Consider the following 16,357-nt stretch of genomic DNA (forward strand, 5'->3'; position numbering starts at 1 on the left):
CGAGTATGTTTTCAAAATGTATAATAAAGTAACTCACCAGCACCAATCTGTCAACGCATCTTACTTGCCCTGCTACAAACTAGCACAATTAAGATGCGTTAATTTATTATTCAATTGAAGCGATTTTCTAATTCATCTTCATTAATCCAAGCCCTTAACTTAAGGCGGGGTATTTCTATAAGTGAAAACCTAATCATATCAGAAGGAAGTGGTTTAGATCCATGGAAACCGCCAACAGTTGTAATCGTATATACTTTCTCACCCTTAGAAAATTTAATTTTCTTAAACTGGGAATATTTACTTGGATAGTCGTATATGAGAGATTCAAAGGGTGTTTTAGCAGCATTTATATTATTGGAAATCATAACGACTTTAAACTCCTCATAATTTACATTAGCAGAATCAGATATCTTAATATATCCTCCTTTAATATCATTAAATGTTAAATACATTTTGAAATATTCATCACCAATATTTATTGTATTGATATTTTTTTTACTAAAAGAAAAATTATAATCTGGGTAACAGTCCGCATTAAATAATTTATATCTATTTTTAGAGCATATAACCGTACCAACTATTAATCTTTGCTTATAATCTTCATTAGTTGTGTCATAATCTTTTAAAACAAAATAAAATAGCGAATCATTTATTTTCTTGATCTTTAAATAAATTTTTATTTTATTATTTACTTTACAATATGTACCTTCAAAATTATCATTAGCGTAGGAACAATTAGCAATAAATAAGATTAATAATAATAATAATTTATTAGTCATAAATTTTAACATGTTTAACATTTTTATTCATATGATTTTTTAATCCGTCTACTTCAGATTTATATTTATCCAATAAGAATTGACCAAGTTGATTTACTTGCTCTGGAGTAGGAAGCTTACTTCTACCACCAGTATACCAAGGCTTCCCTTTATCCTTATAGAAATGCTGCTCACTATTCTTAAAATAAAAGAATTGAACACTATTATCATCAACGCCTCCTGAACCGTTTTTATTTGCTTTTATTCCAGCAGCAGAGGCCAAATGTACAGAACCTTCCCCATTAGTTGATTGACCGGCAGGACCTGTATCCTCATGAGTACCAAAAGTAGTAGTTCCTTTATAAACTAAAGCAAATACACCTCTTATTTTTACTCCATGCGACCTTAATGCCGCTAAATATTTTTGTTCATCGGGTAATACATCATAACTATATGAATATGGATTCACCCGTTGGCCTGAAGCAACAGAATTAAGATGAAATTTATCTTTTATTATCTCACTTTTGGGAACATCTGATATATCTCCATCTGTATCAACATCAAAATCTGTAGTTGTTGATACAACATCCCCTGATTCAAAATAAGCTACTTCATTATTTTTTTCATTTTGAAAGCTAAGGAATTTATTAATTCCACCAGCTACTGCTGCACCCACCTGTTTCGTATCATCTACAGCTTTTACTCGTCTTAAAATACTATATAATATATTAGAAAATTCTGCAACTGTGGTAAACACTTTGCTGCCTTCATTAGCCACTTTTAGGGTTGCGTCAGTTGCTTTTACAGCAATTTTGATATTCATCACATCTATACTTGCAGATTTAATGTCGCTCATTAAATCTGTAAAGTACCCTGCAACAGGCCCTCCCACTGCTCCGCCTCCCTCTAATCCATCAATATCAATATTTGTGATAGGATCATTACTGGCATATTGGTAAGGTGTTAATTCTGGGTAGCTATCGGTTAAAGGATCTAATTGTACGAATCTTCCGATTTGTGGATCATAGTTCCTAAAGCCGTAATCATACCAACTTAGGTCACCATCATCAAAAAGCTCTTTGTCGTTGTAAAGGTTATTGTTTTTTAGCAATCCTTCAAAACTATCGCCCAGTTTTTTACTGCTGATGCCCGCTATCTTCAATCCATAGGCATAATAATGGTTTTCTTCTATAATATTGCCTGCTGTAATACCCACTTGCAAGTTATCAAAATACACGGGCTGGTCGCTCTGGTTGCTCACGTACACATATGCATAGCCGTTCTTAGGGGCCTTTATATTGGCCAAAACCAATTGTGCGCCATTACTACTCACACTAGCGGCCACTTGCTGCTGTGCAGCACCGCCATCTGCAGCGGCTATAAAATTGAACCGCTCATCGAAAAACAAAACTGTTAAATAAGCTTTTGGCCCTGTGCTGCCATTGGCTTGCTGTACTAGACCTGTAAAAGCGGGGCTGGAATTTAAGTTACTGGTAATGGCTGCCCCATTACCCTTGGCTAGGTTGCCGATATTACCACTACCAGCATTGATGGTGGACAATAGATTACCCAAAATATTATTGAGCAGGTTATTACTACCAGCAGTAGCATTGGCATTGTGGTAGTATAAAACGGTGGCATTTACTTGGTCGCCAGCCATTACTTTTTGTAAAGTATTTGGCCCAAGGTTGACTCCGACACTATTCCCCAAACGGCTTACGAAAGCTGTCGTATTGCCCGACCAGCCAGAAGGGGTAGCAATACGAGAGGTCTCTACCTCGTTGGCACTGCCCGTTTGGCCAAACACCCCATCTTCTATACTAGCACGGGCTGTTTCCATGGTGCAGGTGCTACTGCTTACATGGGTTTCTTCAGTCAGTATCATGCGCACATTCTGCTGGTAGTCGCGCACAAAATAATCGTAGGCGCCCATTTGCCCATTAGGCAAATTAATATTACCGTTTTCTATTAGTGCATCATAACCATTGCCTTGGGATACAGCCTGCATAGAGCGAATACGCCCTTCCTCAAAATTGATAAAGCCTAATTGGTCGGTAGCACTACCTGTACTTTGGTACACAAACTGGTTGATATAGGTAGTTGTGGTGCTGGTACCGCCGTTTTCTGGCATAAAGCTGCGCTGCAGTTTTTCACCATCGGCACTGTACACTATTTTAATAGTGCCCTTACCCACAATGCGTATCTGCTCTGGCTTGTCCAAAAAATTATAGGTAATGCCGTAGGTGCCGCCGTTGAGGGTTTGCACATTTTTGTTCAGGTCTATCACTAGGTTGCCATTGGCATCATATACATAGTCGGGGGTGTCAGCATTGCTGCCATCTTTAAAATCACCAAATTGGCCATTGAGGTTTTGGGTGGTCATTTGGTCGGTAACACTTTGCAATTGGTTACTAAAGGTATTATACTTATAGCGCAGGTCATCAATAGTGATTGGTGCAGCAGTACCAGCTACCACCCCTTTTTGTAACAGGGTGAGCAGGTTGCCATTGAGGTCGTAGGTAATTTGCCCACTAGTACCAGATACCGTGAAATCCATTTTGCTGTGATCCCAATTATCGCCCAAGTGTTGTTTCTCGTTATAAGTAGCCACCGTGAGTCTGCCAGCATTATCGTAGGTATAGTCGTATTTACGCTGTGCATCATCGCCTTGGGTGTTCCAAAGCAGGCCAGCTACTTGCCCGTTAAGTCTAGCATTGGCAAATGTGTTGTCCTTATTGTCAAAGCCTAGGTACAAACCAAAGAAATGCCCCCATTTATTGTAGTTGGCAGGGTTTTTAAGCGCATAATCTTTATTAATCCCCGTAATTTGGTTATGGATATTAAAGCTATAATTGAGCGATTCTAGGTCTTGGATACTGCCACCATTATTGGAGTTGCTATAGTTGGGGTCTAGGTGCTTGGTCTTTACCCTACCCACATCGTCATAGTCGTAAGTGGCCACCGATGCCATGGTATTGGTACCAAATTGTTTTTGAATGGTAGTGACCCGACCCAATTTATCAAACAAATATTTGGTGAGGGTAATAAACCCACTGAAGCCAGTATAAGGTGTAGTATGGTTAGAGCAAGTGCTGAGCAAGCGGCCATCAAAATGGTGCTGGGTTGTGGTAATGTCTATACCTGAACGGATATTGTCTTCTAGGGTTTGTATATGGCGGCCCTTCTCGTCATAATACTCGGTTGCACCTAAGAAAGTATTGGTACCCAACACCCTTACCATACTCCCTGTTGGATAACTTAATGTACGTTGGCTAGGCACTATCGGCAGAACATTTGGATCGGCATTACTATAAGCCGTTGTATTGGTAAAACTGGTATTGAAAGATTTGACATTTGTAAAATTATAATTATCGTAAAAGAGATATTTAACAATCGTACAAACAGATGGGTTGTTTAAATTGGCCGTACTAATTGGGCTGGTAAAAACAGTAACTGTAGTGGTAGTAGATGGATTGGTAGATGTGCCATCTATCTGGGCAGTAAATTCTGCGCCGTCTTCACTGGTGAAACTGCCGCCAGCGTCTGCAGTAAAACTTATGCTGTTTTGCGCAGTATAATTATTACCTGCTATTCTATTATCTACCACTAGGTCTACAATTGGTGAACCTTGGTTGGTTACCGTAACCGTATTGTAAGTAGTTGCATTGGCGATATCAGTTTGTAGGTTGGATAGAGATTCTGTGGTATTGTACAGGGCTGTCAAAGTAGGTCTGTCTAAATCGTCGTATAAATTGGTTGTCCATTGTGGTATAGTCATTGCCGCTTGGTTGCCATCCTGCATAAATACTACTCGGTCTCTACTATCATACACCATATTTAAGGGGGCTGCGCCTGGCGCTTTTTTCCAGATCATTCTACCTTTATCATCGTAGTTATATTGGAAACAAAGACCAGCTAACACTTGCGCACCATTAGGCGTTGCAAACGTCCATCCATTAGCATCTAGATATTTTACAGCTTCGGGCTGTATCTGAAAGCGTAAGAGACCGAATTCGTCGTAAACATTATACGTACATATCCAGCCCGCATGCGCTGCAGTAGGCACATCATCTAGCTGTACCTTCCTTAAAATCAGTTTTCCAGTACCATCCGTATACTCCACCACTTGTTTGTTGTATTCATCAATACTGGTTGTTTTTAAAAGTGCATTAATAGGATAAGCACCATAATTGATGGGTGCATCGCCTTGCACATAGTCTACCTTAAACTGTTGCACATTATCAAGAGTTCCATTTAGATCATACTTAGCAGATTTGCCAGCCGAAGCAGCCCAAACAGCCCCAGGCTCTTTAATATTGGTAACTCTGTTTACTGGACTATTATCAAAAGTGACAGAAGTAAACGCAGAGGTTTCATTATAGGTTGTTGTATAATATTGGGATTGGTCTGTAATGGGTGAAGTTTTTAGTTTACCGCTTTGATTAGTAGTAGTGTATGGCAAATATTTAATTGGTTCTCTACCTAAAGCATCATATTGCGAAAACTGAACCAAGTCACCCCATAAGCTATTGGCGGCGGCAGGTGTCGCAGTTTCTCGACTTATTTTCTGGTTTGTTCTACCCAATCCGTCCACATAAGTTGTGGTTTGTAGTTTTTGTCCTACACCAATCGACATTTGATCAATCGTTTGCCAGTTTGTGATGCCTGAAGTAAGTACGTCATGCTCACGGATATAATTATTGTCTTCCCAATTAATAGAAACTACAGTTATTTTAACAGTATTTGAATAGATTGAACCGAGAGAACTTGTTACCCGTTTTCTGTAATACTGAGTTTGTGCCAACGGTACTGTAAAACTATAGCTACTGCTAGTAGCACCTTGAATAGGGGTGAAAGCGGTGGTTGGGTAAAGACTTTGCTCCCATTGGTACGTAAGCCCTGTATTGGGGATGGCAGCAGGATATATATCAACCAATTGGTCTGGAGTTTGGTTGTAGGAATAATTATACGACCCCGTGCTGGTTCCTATCAAAAAATTAGGGTTCCATTGCTGTGCTTGGGCAGTTTGATAAGTGCATAAACCAATGCACACTGAAAATAGAAACCGACAGATGAAATTTTTTTGTGCCATCCTATGATGTTTTAATGTCTTATTGATATGCTCGTAAGCATTATGGCATTTTTATGCCAGTTCAAGCTTTGCTAGCTTTACATTATTTTACAACCTATTTTGCCTTCCGTAGAGGTAATGATTGATTTTTCTGTCAATACCAATGGTTTCGACGACATCTCTACTTATCATCTACCTGTTTACTTAAAATAGTTTGCATCATTTTACCATTTATAGGGATACGCTCTGGTAAATTGGCAAATAGTTTACCCTTTTCACTGATAATAAATACCCCTCCTACTTTATCAATATCAATATCAAAATGGCTATTAATACTTTTGTTTGTAAGCCAAGCAAGTAGTGGGTGCTGCGCAGTATTTGCTGATTTTTTACCTTTTGAAATATGGGTGATAGGATAGGTTAGGGCTAAAGAATCAATAAGTAGTTTTTTCAGCCGTGTTTCATTACTATTTGGTGTAAAATCACTAACAGGTACTAGGATAACAGATATATTAGCAACATTTTTTTTGTACAAAGTATCCAATGCTAATAGTTCCTTTACGTCAGGGCTACCAGCATCTATTACCGCAACAACTATTTTTTTACCAGCTGCATCTGCCATAGTCATTGTTTGTTGATTAATGGTACCAAATGCCAATTGATAGATACTACTTTTCTGTGCATTTGAAACACTTATTATGCTAAGTAGGATTAGGCAAATTGTAAGTCTTTTTTGGGTATCTGATTTTCCTAAAGAATCATTTACCCGTTTTTGGACATTTAATACTAATTCTCTTTTAGCCTTAAAAATGTTTAATAAATTTAATATTATAATATGCATAATTATATTTTTTATTCTATTTGCCCTATAGCGTTAATATAGATTGTTGCGTTATCTGAACTAGCTATAACAGCGCCATAGGTATTAGAACATGTATTTCCAGAACCAAAATAAATATTAGAATTGTTATATATGCTATAAAAATATCCACCCATATAATTAGTGGGGCATATGGCAACATTATATGTACCTGCAGGAACAGAGAATATAAGTGTTTGGCTATTATTATAAGTATAAGAAAACGAGTTTGTATATGTATCTCCAGTTATAGCATTTGTTAGTGTTATTTGAAACGAAGCCCCAGGGATGGTGCTATTAACAATTACAGGGATACCGCAAGTAGCACTTGCACCCTGATCCATATATTGAGTGGTGTTATATGTAGGACTATTAGGATTAATATCCCTTGCTAGAATCAAGATATGACCAGCTTGAGTACCAGAGCCACACTGGGTTGGCGCCGAAGGGTCGGCTTGCCAATTAGGATTTGTATTTATGACACAAACCTTATGCGCTGGCATATTAGCATATGCTTGAGCATTAGCATTTAATTCAATAGTTGCTTTTTGATCTGCATCTGCTTGGCTAATAATCGAACTATATTTATTAGCAGGTACAGTATAGGTAATTGCCCCCCCACTGTAGCCAAGTGCACAATTTTGAGAATAAACAGTTGCAGTCTTTGCACTATTGTAATATATAATTGAACAAGCAAACGTATTAGCTGCATTGATTGGGCCATTAGTATTTAAATCAAGTTCGGCTTTGGCGTCTACATCTTGTTGACTGATGGTTGATGAATATCGCCCTGCGGGTACTGAATAAGCTACTCTAGTACCATAATAACCGCTACCACAATTTGTTTTATCAAAGTATTCTGTAATTAGATTATTAGTGAAAGTTGTAGGACAACCCGTAAGCTTGGCAGCTGAAACATTGTTGTATTCATACATCTTAACGACGCTTTTATTCTCGTCTTGCACGAAACGAAGCCTTCCTAAGTTATCATATTGGTAATAAGTTATCCGATTGTTCTCGTCACACTCTGAGGTTTTACCAATTAGGGGATCGTAGGTAACAGTGCGCATTCTGGCATTCTGCGGAAATAACCTTAATTCATCAATATTAGAATTGCCACTAACTGTGACACTTGAAACACCACTAGGTATAGCATATTCATAATAGGTAAGTCCGTTAATAGTTGGCGTTGATTTTAATAAACTACCACTACTAACAGATACCATATTGCTTGCCCAAAAGGATAAAATGTAAGCCTTATTTGCATTGAGAGGTGCAGAAAGACTATTAGATGCAGATAATACGAATAAATTATTACCCGTTATGCCACCTGAGGTTAGATAGGCAGCTGTACCGTTTAATAACCAGCCGCCAAGTCCTGTAGTCTCAAAACTCGAGTAAGCTGCTTTATCTATTAATGGGTTGGCATTAATTACAGATGCTACTACATATTTGTCATTATAGTCATAAATATTAGATACTGTATGACCTCCTTCGTCTTGCATGCCAATTAAATTTCCTGACGCATCATAACTATACAATTGTGTCTGTTTATAGGGCGGGTTTTTAGCACTATTTGGCACATCATAAAATGAGATTGAGGATAATGGTTGAGGTTGATTAAACCTTTGCTCTAAAGTTCTGTAAGGTTTGATATCACCATTTGCTAGGGTAGTATATTCAGTAACATGTTCGCTCAAATATGTTGCACCAGTGGTAACTCCAGCCTTAATGACAGATATTTTTGTCTCAATAGGTATAGAAAAGATATTATTGTTTACTAGGGTAGCAAGTATGCCACTATTAATATTTCCATTATATAATATGAATTTATTATAAACATCGCCATTACTTTGTTTGGTAGTTATTTGTGATGCGTCCAATTGATTGAAACTACTGTACTGATAATAATTGTAGTTGGTGATTGTTTCTAAATATTGGGTAGCGTCTGTGGTGCTATATACTCGTTCATTAGTTTGGCTAAGCAACATATGTCCCGTATAAATGCCATAGAAATCCACTCCAAGGTCACTATTAGAAGTTAGGTTAAATGTTGTATTGGTATTGAAGTTAGGGTCAGACCAATCAACATTACGTTGAGAATAACTTTTATAGACGCTGCATTTACATGAAATCAAACTGCTAGGTACTCCAGTAGCAGCATTTATGTTTTGATAAGCTGTACTCTTAGGGAGTAGCGGTTCTATCAATTGTTGTGCATATGACGCATCATAATAATTAATAGTTTGTTTAACTGGATTATTATTGACGTCAAATACGGTTGTTATTTTTGGTAGTCCGTAAGCCCATGCTGCAAATCTTTGTTTTGAAGAAAAATCCGTATTCATATTTGCTGGTATCCAAATAGCATAATCGTCAGAGCTTGTGTATTCTTGAACAGTTTTCCCAATCGTGCCGTTTCCTTCTATAACTTCAACTCGCTTATATTGCATTGGAAGAGGACTTGCACCATTTAAATCATTATTATAATATACAGTCGATGTATAATCCTTAGCGTTATTGCTACTGAAACAAGAGAGCCCAACACTTATCAAATCCACAATAATATCTATTAGCGCCATAACTGGAATAGCTGTACCACCACTAACCGCTGTTACAATTGCATCAATATCTTCAATTGTACCTATAGCAGATACAATATTTAAAACTGGTGCTAAAAAATTCATAACATTTTGGATATCTGATAAGCCTATAGCCTCCTGTTGTGAAAGAATTCCAGGATATTCATATTGCCAGTAGCATTCACCAAATGGTACTGGCGGCCATCTATATTGCTTTTTTTCGGATTCATAATGGCTACTGCTAGTGATAAAATTCACAGGTGTTTCTAGCCCCCAAATGGAAGATGTTACTAGATCACTCAATACATAATTGTATTTAGTAATAATTGGATTATTACAACCATTTGAATATCCGCCATCAGTAGAGCTAGTCTGCGATACACTTACCCCCCCAATAAATAAATTATTAGTATTACTGGCGTATGTTACATTAGAACCCAGTGAATTGGCAGGAGCTTGGTTTTGGCTATAGGTATAGGTTAATGTACCACCAGTTGGATAAATTATCTGCTTTAATAATCCATTTTTGGCATAACCGTTTTTTGGGTTTATAAACACCTTAGTACTACCTGCCTTTATAAAACAGATACCCCTTAAAGCATCGAAGGAAAGTTGTGAAACATCCGTATTTGTAAGAGCAATCGGATTACCATTGTAATCTGTACTATTATTACCATTATAAAAACCAAAAATATCCTTAGCATAAAAAAAAGGTGGGGGCACAAAATCATCACCATTGCTTGAACCAAGGTAATAATCAAAAATATAAGGCGGCGTATCTTCTTTTAAATCAACACCAATTTTTTTAACAGATTTTAAGCAAAGCCTTGCTACACTTTTTTGATAGTTAGTTACTGGTGTGCCGTATCGATTTAAAATAAAATATGTGGTATTGAGTTGGTATTCAGACAGATACCTGCCATTGTAGAGAATATCAACAGAAGATAGTGGATATTCACCAACTAAATCAACCCTAGGCTTATTATTAGCATAATTAAAAATAACCTGATGTCCATCTGGATAACTTATTGAAGCTATATCGGGGGTAGTTGAAATCGAGCGTTTATGAGATATTATCGCATAACCCTTACTTCCTATATTATAGCTAATATCAATTCCTGAAATAGTATTTATATAATTATTGTTATACGTAATGATAATAGATCTTGTAGTAAAAGGATCATCTATTTCAGATAAGTACCAACTACCTATCACATATGGATTAATTAATTGTCCATCATCAAATCCAGTTTGGTGATATACACCTTGATCTGCAAAATTAGGTTGACTTAATTCTTGTGAAAGTGTTGCATCGCAATAACCTGCATGCAATACTTTGGTCAATCCATGTTGTCTAAATTTATAAATCAGTCCATCAACATCCTGTATTGTAAATGATGTAATTGTGGTTCTTATACCAGAAGTGGTATTAGTTACCATTGAAGGATCTCTTTGAAACGTAATTTTTAATTTAGAATCTCCAATTGTTAATCCATTATCCCCATTAACAGGGTCTAAAACGAACATACCAGTCTTACCATTAAACTGGAAAGCAAAATAATCTTGTTGTCTGTCTTCCGCTGTTGTATTAGTTTGAGTATAAAGCTGGTTCATCGCCCCGTAAATGGGGTATTTTGTTAATGAAACTGGACATCCTGTATAATTTTTTCTTGTTGCATACAGGTAGCCAGCAGGATATTTTGTAAGATCTTGGTCTGTCCCATTGCCATCATTCCGCATCTGGTCATCTGGTTCCCCAACTTGCATCCGAGTAATTACACCCCCTGCTACTAAATTCCATCCCTGACCAATATTCGAAGAAACATCATTTACCTTGAGCCCATTACCAGAGTTATAATTAAGAGCAACAACAGAGTTTAATCTACTTTTATCATCTTTCCAATTGAACATGGGCAAACTATAGGTAGCGCTTCCTGTTTGCAGGTTCACTTGACTATTCACCTTGCTACATAGCACAATAAAAAATAGTATTTGCAATATCCTTTTCATCACACCTTAGTTAAGTTGTTATTTATTATCCTTCTTTAATGCTTTTATTTCAGCCAGCATGGCTGCTATTTGTTCTTGTTGTATTTTCCTTTGCTTGTCTTGCTCAATTACATACAACGTCAATTCCTCAATCTTCTTTAATAAAACAGCCTGATTATCCCCCAAATCAATCCCATTAGCAGCTACTTCACTTGCAGAAGGCATATCTGGTAAATGTTGATGCTGTTGGATGTATGTTTCTAAATCTTGCAGTGGCAATAATGTATAAGTGGGTGCGAAAACATAATCAGCCCAGCTTGAAATCTGAGTTACTACTAGTTTTCTTACCCCAACTTTGCCTTCAACAGCAAGCTTATAACTACCTGTAGTAGTAGTTCCTATTCCAACACTTCCATTAGCCTTGATTACAGCTGCAACATTGTAATTTTCGGAACCATATATTTGATTTGGAATAAATGAAATATCACCAGTACTTAACAAACCTGTAATACCTCCAGCATATAATGCAACACTTCCCCCTGTTGATCTTGTCCATAAGAAATTATTTCCTCCTGCAGTACTGCCGAAATTAGACGTACCTCCTGTATAGGCAACATCTAGTTTTCCTTGAGGAACTTCAAGACCTATACCAACGTTTCCATTATATGTAATATTAAAAAATCTGTTTGTAGCACCATCTAATGAACCAGAAACACTATAATTAGAATTGCCATTTGTCATACCAGCAGACCAATTTTGCGTTCCATTATTTCCAATCAATTTTACAGCGGCGTAAAAACTATTTGTAGATTGTGCTGTTATCCAAGCACCTGCATTCCCTGAAACTACACGTATTGTTGGATCATTATTCGGACTATAAACATCCAATTGATTAATAGGATTTGTCGAACCAATACCTACTCTACCATAATTATCAATTCGCATTCTCTCACTACCATCATTGGTTTCAAAAGTCATATAGCCTCCCTGCATTGCACCTCCTCTATAGAAGTTAATTGCACTATTTTTATAGCCATAAAATGAGTGTTCAATTGAAAATGATTTCCCATTGTAAGCTTGTTGTGTTCCCCAGGCTTTCACCCCCAAATAAGTGCCATCACCATTTGTGTTACCTTCAGCCATTCTTGCAAATACGGTCCCTAATTGTCCATTAGATATTGTTTGACCTACATCTAAAAGCGCATTCGGGTTAGAAGTACCGATACCAATTTTTCCAGAACTTAATAAACTTAATACTTCAGCCTCACCAGAAAGATTTTTTAAAAAAGCAAGACGCTCTGTTACAGTATTAATATCTTGAAGATGAATTCGAAATCTTTCTGAATTATCACTAACTCTAAACCCAACTTTTGGTTGATTGGTATTGGTCGCATCAAGATAGATACCACTATAATTATCGAGATTGATTTGCTGAAAAGCACCGCCTTTGACTTGTAAAAGTGTAGCAGGAGTAGTGGTACCTATGCCTACGTTACCACTGGTTGGCAGTATATTTGTTTGCCCAAAAACTGTGGCACGCAAACTAATAACTACCATTATAAAAATTATCTTTTTCATTATAATATAATTTATTCGTTATTTTAATTTCTCAAGTTTGACAACTCGTTTTTTAAGCAACTCATTTTCTTTTTTAATATCTATCAGATACAAGGTCAATTCCTCTATCTTCCTCAATAATATTGCTTGATTATCCCCCAAATCAATCCCATTAGCAGCTACTTCACTTGCGGAAGGCACATCTGGTAAATGTTGATGCTGATTGATATAAGTTTCTAAATCTTGAAGTGGAAGTAATTTATAAGTGGGTGCAAAAACGTAATCCGACCAACCAAGCTGAGTTACAATTAATTTCTTTGTTTTAATATTTCCATTTACACAAAGCTTTTCAGTAGGTGTTTTTGTACCAATTCCCACTAAACCACCATCAACATTAATTACCAAATTTGTCCAAGCATTTATGGAACTATTGACTGCACCTAGGTATGCTGTCCCGTTGTACTCACCTGCAACAACTCTTGCGTTATCACCCCCGAAATCTACCCTTCCTTTCCATTGATTATTTGAAGACCCTGCTTCATAAATTGAAAGTTTAGACATTGGCGCATCTGTACCTATACCAACATTTCCGTTATATGTTATATTAAAAAACCTGTTTGTTGCACCATCTAATGAACCAGAAAGACTATAATTAGAATTGCCATTTGTCATACCAGCTGACCAATTTTGCGTTCCATTATTTCCAATCAGTTTTACACCTGCGTAAAAACTATTTGTAGATTGTGCTGTTATCCAAGCACCTGCATTCCCTGAAACTACACGTATTGTTGGATCGTTGTTCGGACTGTAAACATCCAATTGATTGCTAGGATTTGCTGTACCAACACCCAATCTTCCAGCTTGATCTAATGTAATTACCTCACTAAATGAATTTAAGTCTGTCTGACCAGAATTTCCACCATAATTTTTCTGCAAAAAATGAAGCCCACTACCACCAGCATCACCTTTTATAATAAGCCCAGAACCTGCTGCATAAGAAGGTGTAAATAAATTTTGACCTGATGGCACATCAGAGGTTGTTAAAGCCGCATTGAACGAAATATAGGGTGCATTTCCATAACTCGTATTACCCATAAACAAATAAGGGCCTGCTTGATAAAATTTATTAGCACCATTGTCTAACTTTAAATTACCGTTAAAATACCCATTTGTCGAAAAAATGCCTTTATTAGTTATTTGAAGGTTCGTTTGTCCATTACCAGTTATAAAAACATGTCCCCTATTGCTACCCAATATTTTATAATAAAGATTATAATCATTAGCATCCGTATCAAAACGTCCAAACGGTGTTCCAAAAGTGCCATCAGAAACAGAAGACATGTATACCTTGTAATAATTACTATTATCCCAAAAATTATATCCATTACCGCTCCCTGAATTTAAATAATAATTATTGCTCTGTGCTTTTCCAATTGATACGCACAACAATAAAACAACTGTTTTTAATAGTCTCATAAAATTATATTTTTTCAATTACATCCCCCAACCCACTCTAAACAAAATAGGTGGTGAGGGAACATGGTTTTGCTGATTTAAAAAATCGTATAGTACTTGTATTTTGGTACTTTTCTTTTTCGTGATAATTATTTTCTTAGTGAGTCCTAATAAGGCACTTTGTCGCCAAGCTGTTTGTGGTAAGTTGTACAATTCACCAATGCTGCCAAAGCGTTGCATATAGTTTTGTTCGTAGCCACCGCTAATGAGTAAGCTACCTTTTAGCTTCATGTCTACAAAGCTTCTTAGCCCAATGCCTTCACTCGTTAATTTGATATTGTTAAAGCCACTACCCCAGCCCATTTTATAACTCACACCTACGCCTATGGTACTTTTATCATTTAGTTTATAACCAACTGTAAGTCCAATATCGCTCGTCACAGGAAACAAACTATTCTGCTTGGCGGTCTGCACATCTAACCCATATTCCAAACGGTCTAAAAAACGTTTGGTCTTTTGCGTATTGGGCTTAAAGTCTGGCATTTCCAAATCGCTGCTGCTCCCTCCAGCTTTATTAATTTGGTCTTTTAGCTTGTTTAGTTCACTTTGCGCAGTCTGCACTTGTTGTTGTAAATATTGTTGCGGATTACCTCCAGCTCCTGAAGCGGTATTACTAGAACCTATAGAAGTGATATTTCCTAGCCTAGCTTGTAATAGTTGATTCACACTTGCTCTAGTTTGCAAGCCGGCTAAAGCTTGTGGCGTTCCGTAATTAGCCGGTACGCTAAACAAGCTCGCTAATTGACTATTACGTTGCATGAAGTCTTTAAACAACGATGATTTGGTGAGTTCTACAATCGCTCTTTCTTCCAGCTTCTTGGGGTCTTTTAAAAGTTGCTTGTATTCGTTGATTTGCTGCCCATAATAGTATGCTTGCTTATTCAAACCTTGTAAATCCTTAACCATTCCATTTTGGGTGAATATTGCCTGAATAGCTTCTTTACGCTGTTTGATATAGGCTTTAATATCAGCCGCATTTTTTAATTCGTCTTCTAAGCCTTTTACGCTAGCTAAGGCTTTGGTTGTTTGATTTTTCAAACTACCTATATCACCTAGTTTACCATCTAAAAATTTCAAACTAGTATTAAAAGTATCCAGTAATGGTAGGTATTCCTTATTGCCACCAGCCAAATTTTGAAGTTTGTCTGTGGTGCTTTTTTGTTTGGCTATTTTGTTATTCAAATTAGCAAATTGCTGTTTGGCAGGTTCAAATAGTTGTTTAGCGAGATTGCTATCTACTTTGGCTAATTTCTTTTGTAGTTTTTCTTCTTGCTGTTGTAAATCTTTAAGTGCCTTGGTATTGGCTTTTTCTACTTGTTTACTTATGCTTGCTGCTTTCTTATCTATGCTTGTGGTGTAGCTTTCTATTTGTTTAGGCGTCAGATTAAGGCTGCTATCTTTTGTTGTATTGGTTAGTATATCTTGACAATTACCTCTAGTTACTATGCAATAGCACATCAAAATACCTAATAAAATCCTGTAGCAGTTATTTGGCATAATGTGAAAACGGATAGTATTTAACAGCTATCTTTTTCCCATTGCAATAATATAGGACTTTTTTGATACAAAATCTACGTATTTCTACGTAGATAATAAGAAAACTTTTAATTTTCATTGAATAAACTACCACAAATCATAGTAATTTATATATTTGTATCCCCCTAATGGATATTCATACTTGATGGTATTTGATGCGACTTTGGTTTATCAATAACCAGAGTCAGGAAATGCTACAATTTATTTAAAATAGGGGATATGCCATTTTATATTGCTTTTGTTGATGATACTGTAATGCTTCGTATATCAGTATCCAATTTATTGGGGCAAATGCAGCCTCAATATAAAGTCTACCAATACAACCACGGTAAAGAACTACAAGAACGTCTACCGAACGAAAGCTACAAACCTGACCTTTTCCTCATGGACATTTGTATGCCTTACGTGAATGGCTACGATGCTACTATCTGGGCGAAGAAATGTTTCCCTAATACCCCAGTGTTAGCTTTTACCATGCTTAACAATGATA

8 protein-coding genes are annotated in these 16,357 nt (G+C 36.7%); 1 reads left to right on the forward strand and 7 read right to left on the reverse strand.

The window, feature by feature from the left end:
* Positions 1 to 110: 110 nt before the first annotated feature.
* From ACFOW1_RS06400 to ACFOW1_RS06430, 7 genes are all read right to left on the reverse strand, one after another.
* The gene (locus tag ACFOW1_RS06400) at positions 111 to 779 is read right to left on the reverse strand and encodes a hypothetical protein (RefSeq protein ID WP_379013013.1); all 669 of its coding nucleotides are present in this window, start codon (positions 777 to 779) and stop codon (positions 111 to 113) included.
* A complete protein-coding gene (locus tag ACFOW1_RS06405; protein ID WP_379013014.1) occupies positions 772 to 5,850 on the reverse strand; it encodes a DUF6443 domain-containing protein in 5,079 nt (1,692 codons plus the stop codon). The genes ACFOW1_RS06400 and ACFOW1_RS06405 overlap by 8 nt, the downstream gene beginning before the upstream one ends.
* 160 nt (positions 5,851 to 6,010) lie before the next feature.
* The gene (locus tag ACFOW1_RS06410; protein WP_379013015.1) at positions 6,011 to 6,670 is read right to left on the reverse strand and encodes a hypothetical protein; all 660 of its coding nucleotides are present in this window, start codon (positions 6,668 to 6,670) and stop codon (positions 6,011 to 6,013) included.
* An 11-nt stretch (positions 6,671 to 6,681) separates the two neighbouring features.
* The gene (locus ACFOW1_RS06415) at positions 6,682 to 11,280 is read right to left on the reverse strand and encodes a DUF5977 domain-containing protein (RefSeq protein ID WP_379013017.1); all 4,599 of its coding nucleotides are present in this window, start codon (positions 11,278 to 11,280) and stop codon (positions 6,682 to 6,684) included.
* 18 nt (positions 11,281 to 11,298) lie between these two features.
* The gene (locus ACFOW1_RS06420) at positions 11,299 to 12,837 is read right to left on the reverse strand and encodes a hypothetical protein (RefSeq protein WP_379013018.1); all 1,539 of its coding nucleotides are present in this window, start codon (positions 12,835 to 12,837) and stop codon (positions 11,299 to 11,301) included.
* An 18-nt stretch (positions 12,838 to 12,855) separates the two neighbouring features.
* Positions 12,856 to 14,292: a hypothetical protein gene (locus ACFOW1_RS06425; RefSeq protein ID WP_379013019.1), complete on the reverse strand. Its 1,437-nt coding sequence runs from the start codon at positions 14,290 to 14,292 to the stop codon at positions 12,856 to 12,858.
* A gap of 18 nt (positions 14,293 to 14,310) precedes the next feature.
* The gene (locus ACFOW1_RS06430; RefSeq protein ID WP_379013020.1) at positions 14,311 to 15,789 is read right to left on the reverse strand and encodes a hypothetical protein; all 1,479 of its coding nucleotides are present in this window, start codon (positions 15,787 to 15,789) and stop codon (positions 14,311 to 14,313) included.
* A 297-nt stretch (positions 15,790 to 16,086) separates the two neighbouring features.
* On the opposite strand from ACFOW1_RS06430, the gene ACFOW1_RS06435 reads away from it, so the two are divergent.
* Positions 16,087 to 16,357: response regulator (locus ACFOW1_RS06435; RefSeq protein WP_379013022.1), on the forward strand; the 271-nt coding region annotated here is incomplete at its 3' end.

Origin of the sequence: Parasediminibacterium paludis (assembly GCF_042651445.1) — a bacterium.
GTDB lineage: Bacteria > Bacteroidota > Bacteroidia > Chitinophagales > Chitinophagaceae > Parasediminibacterium > Parasediminibacterium paludis.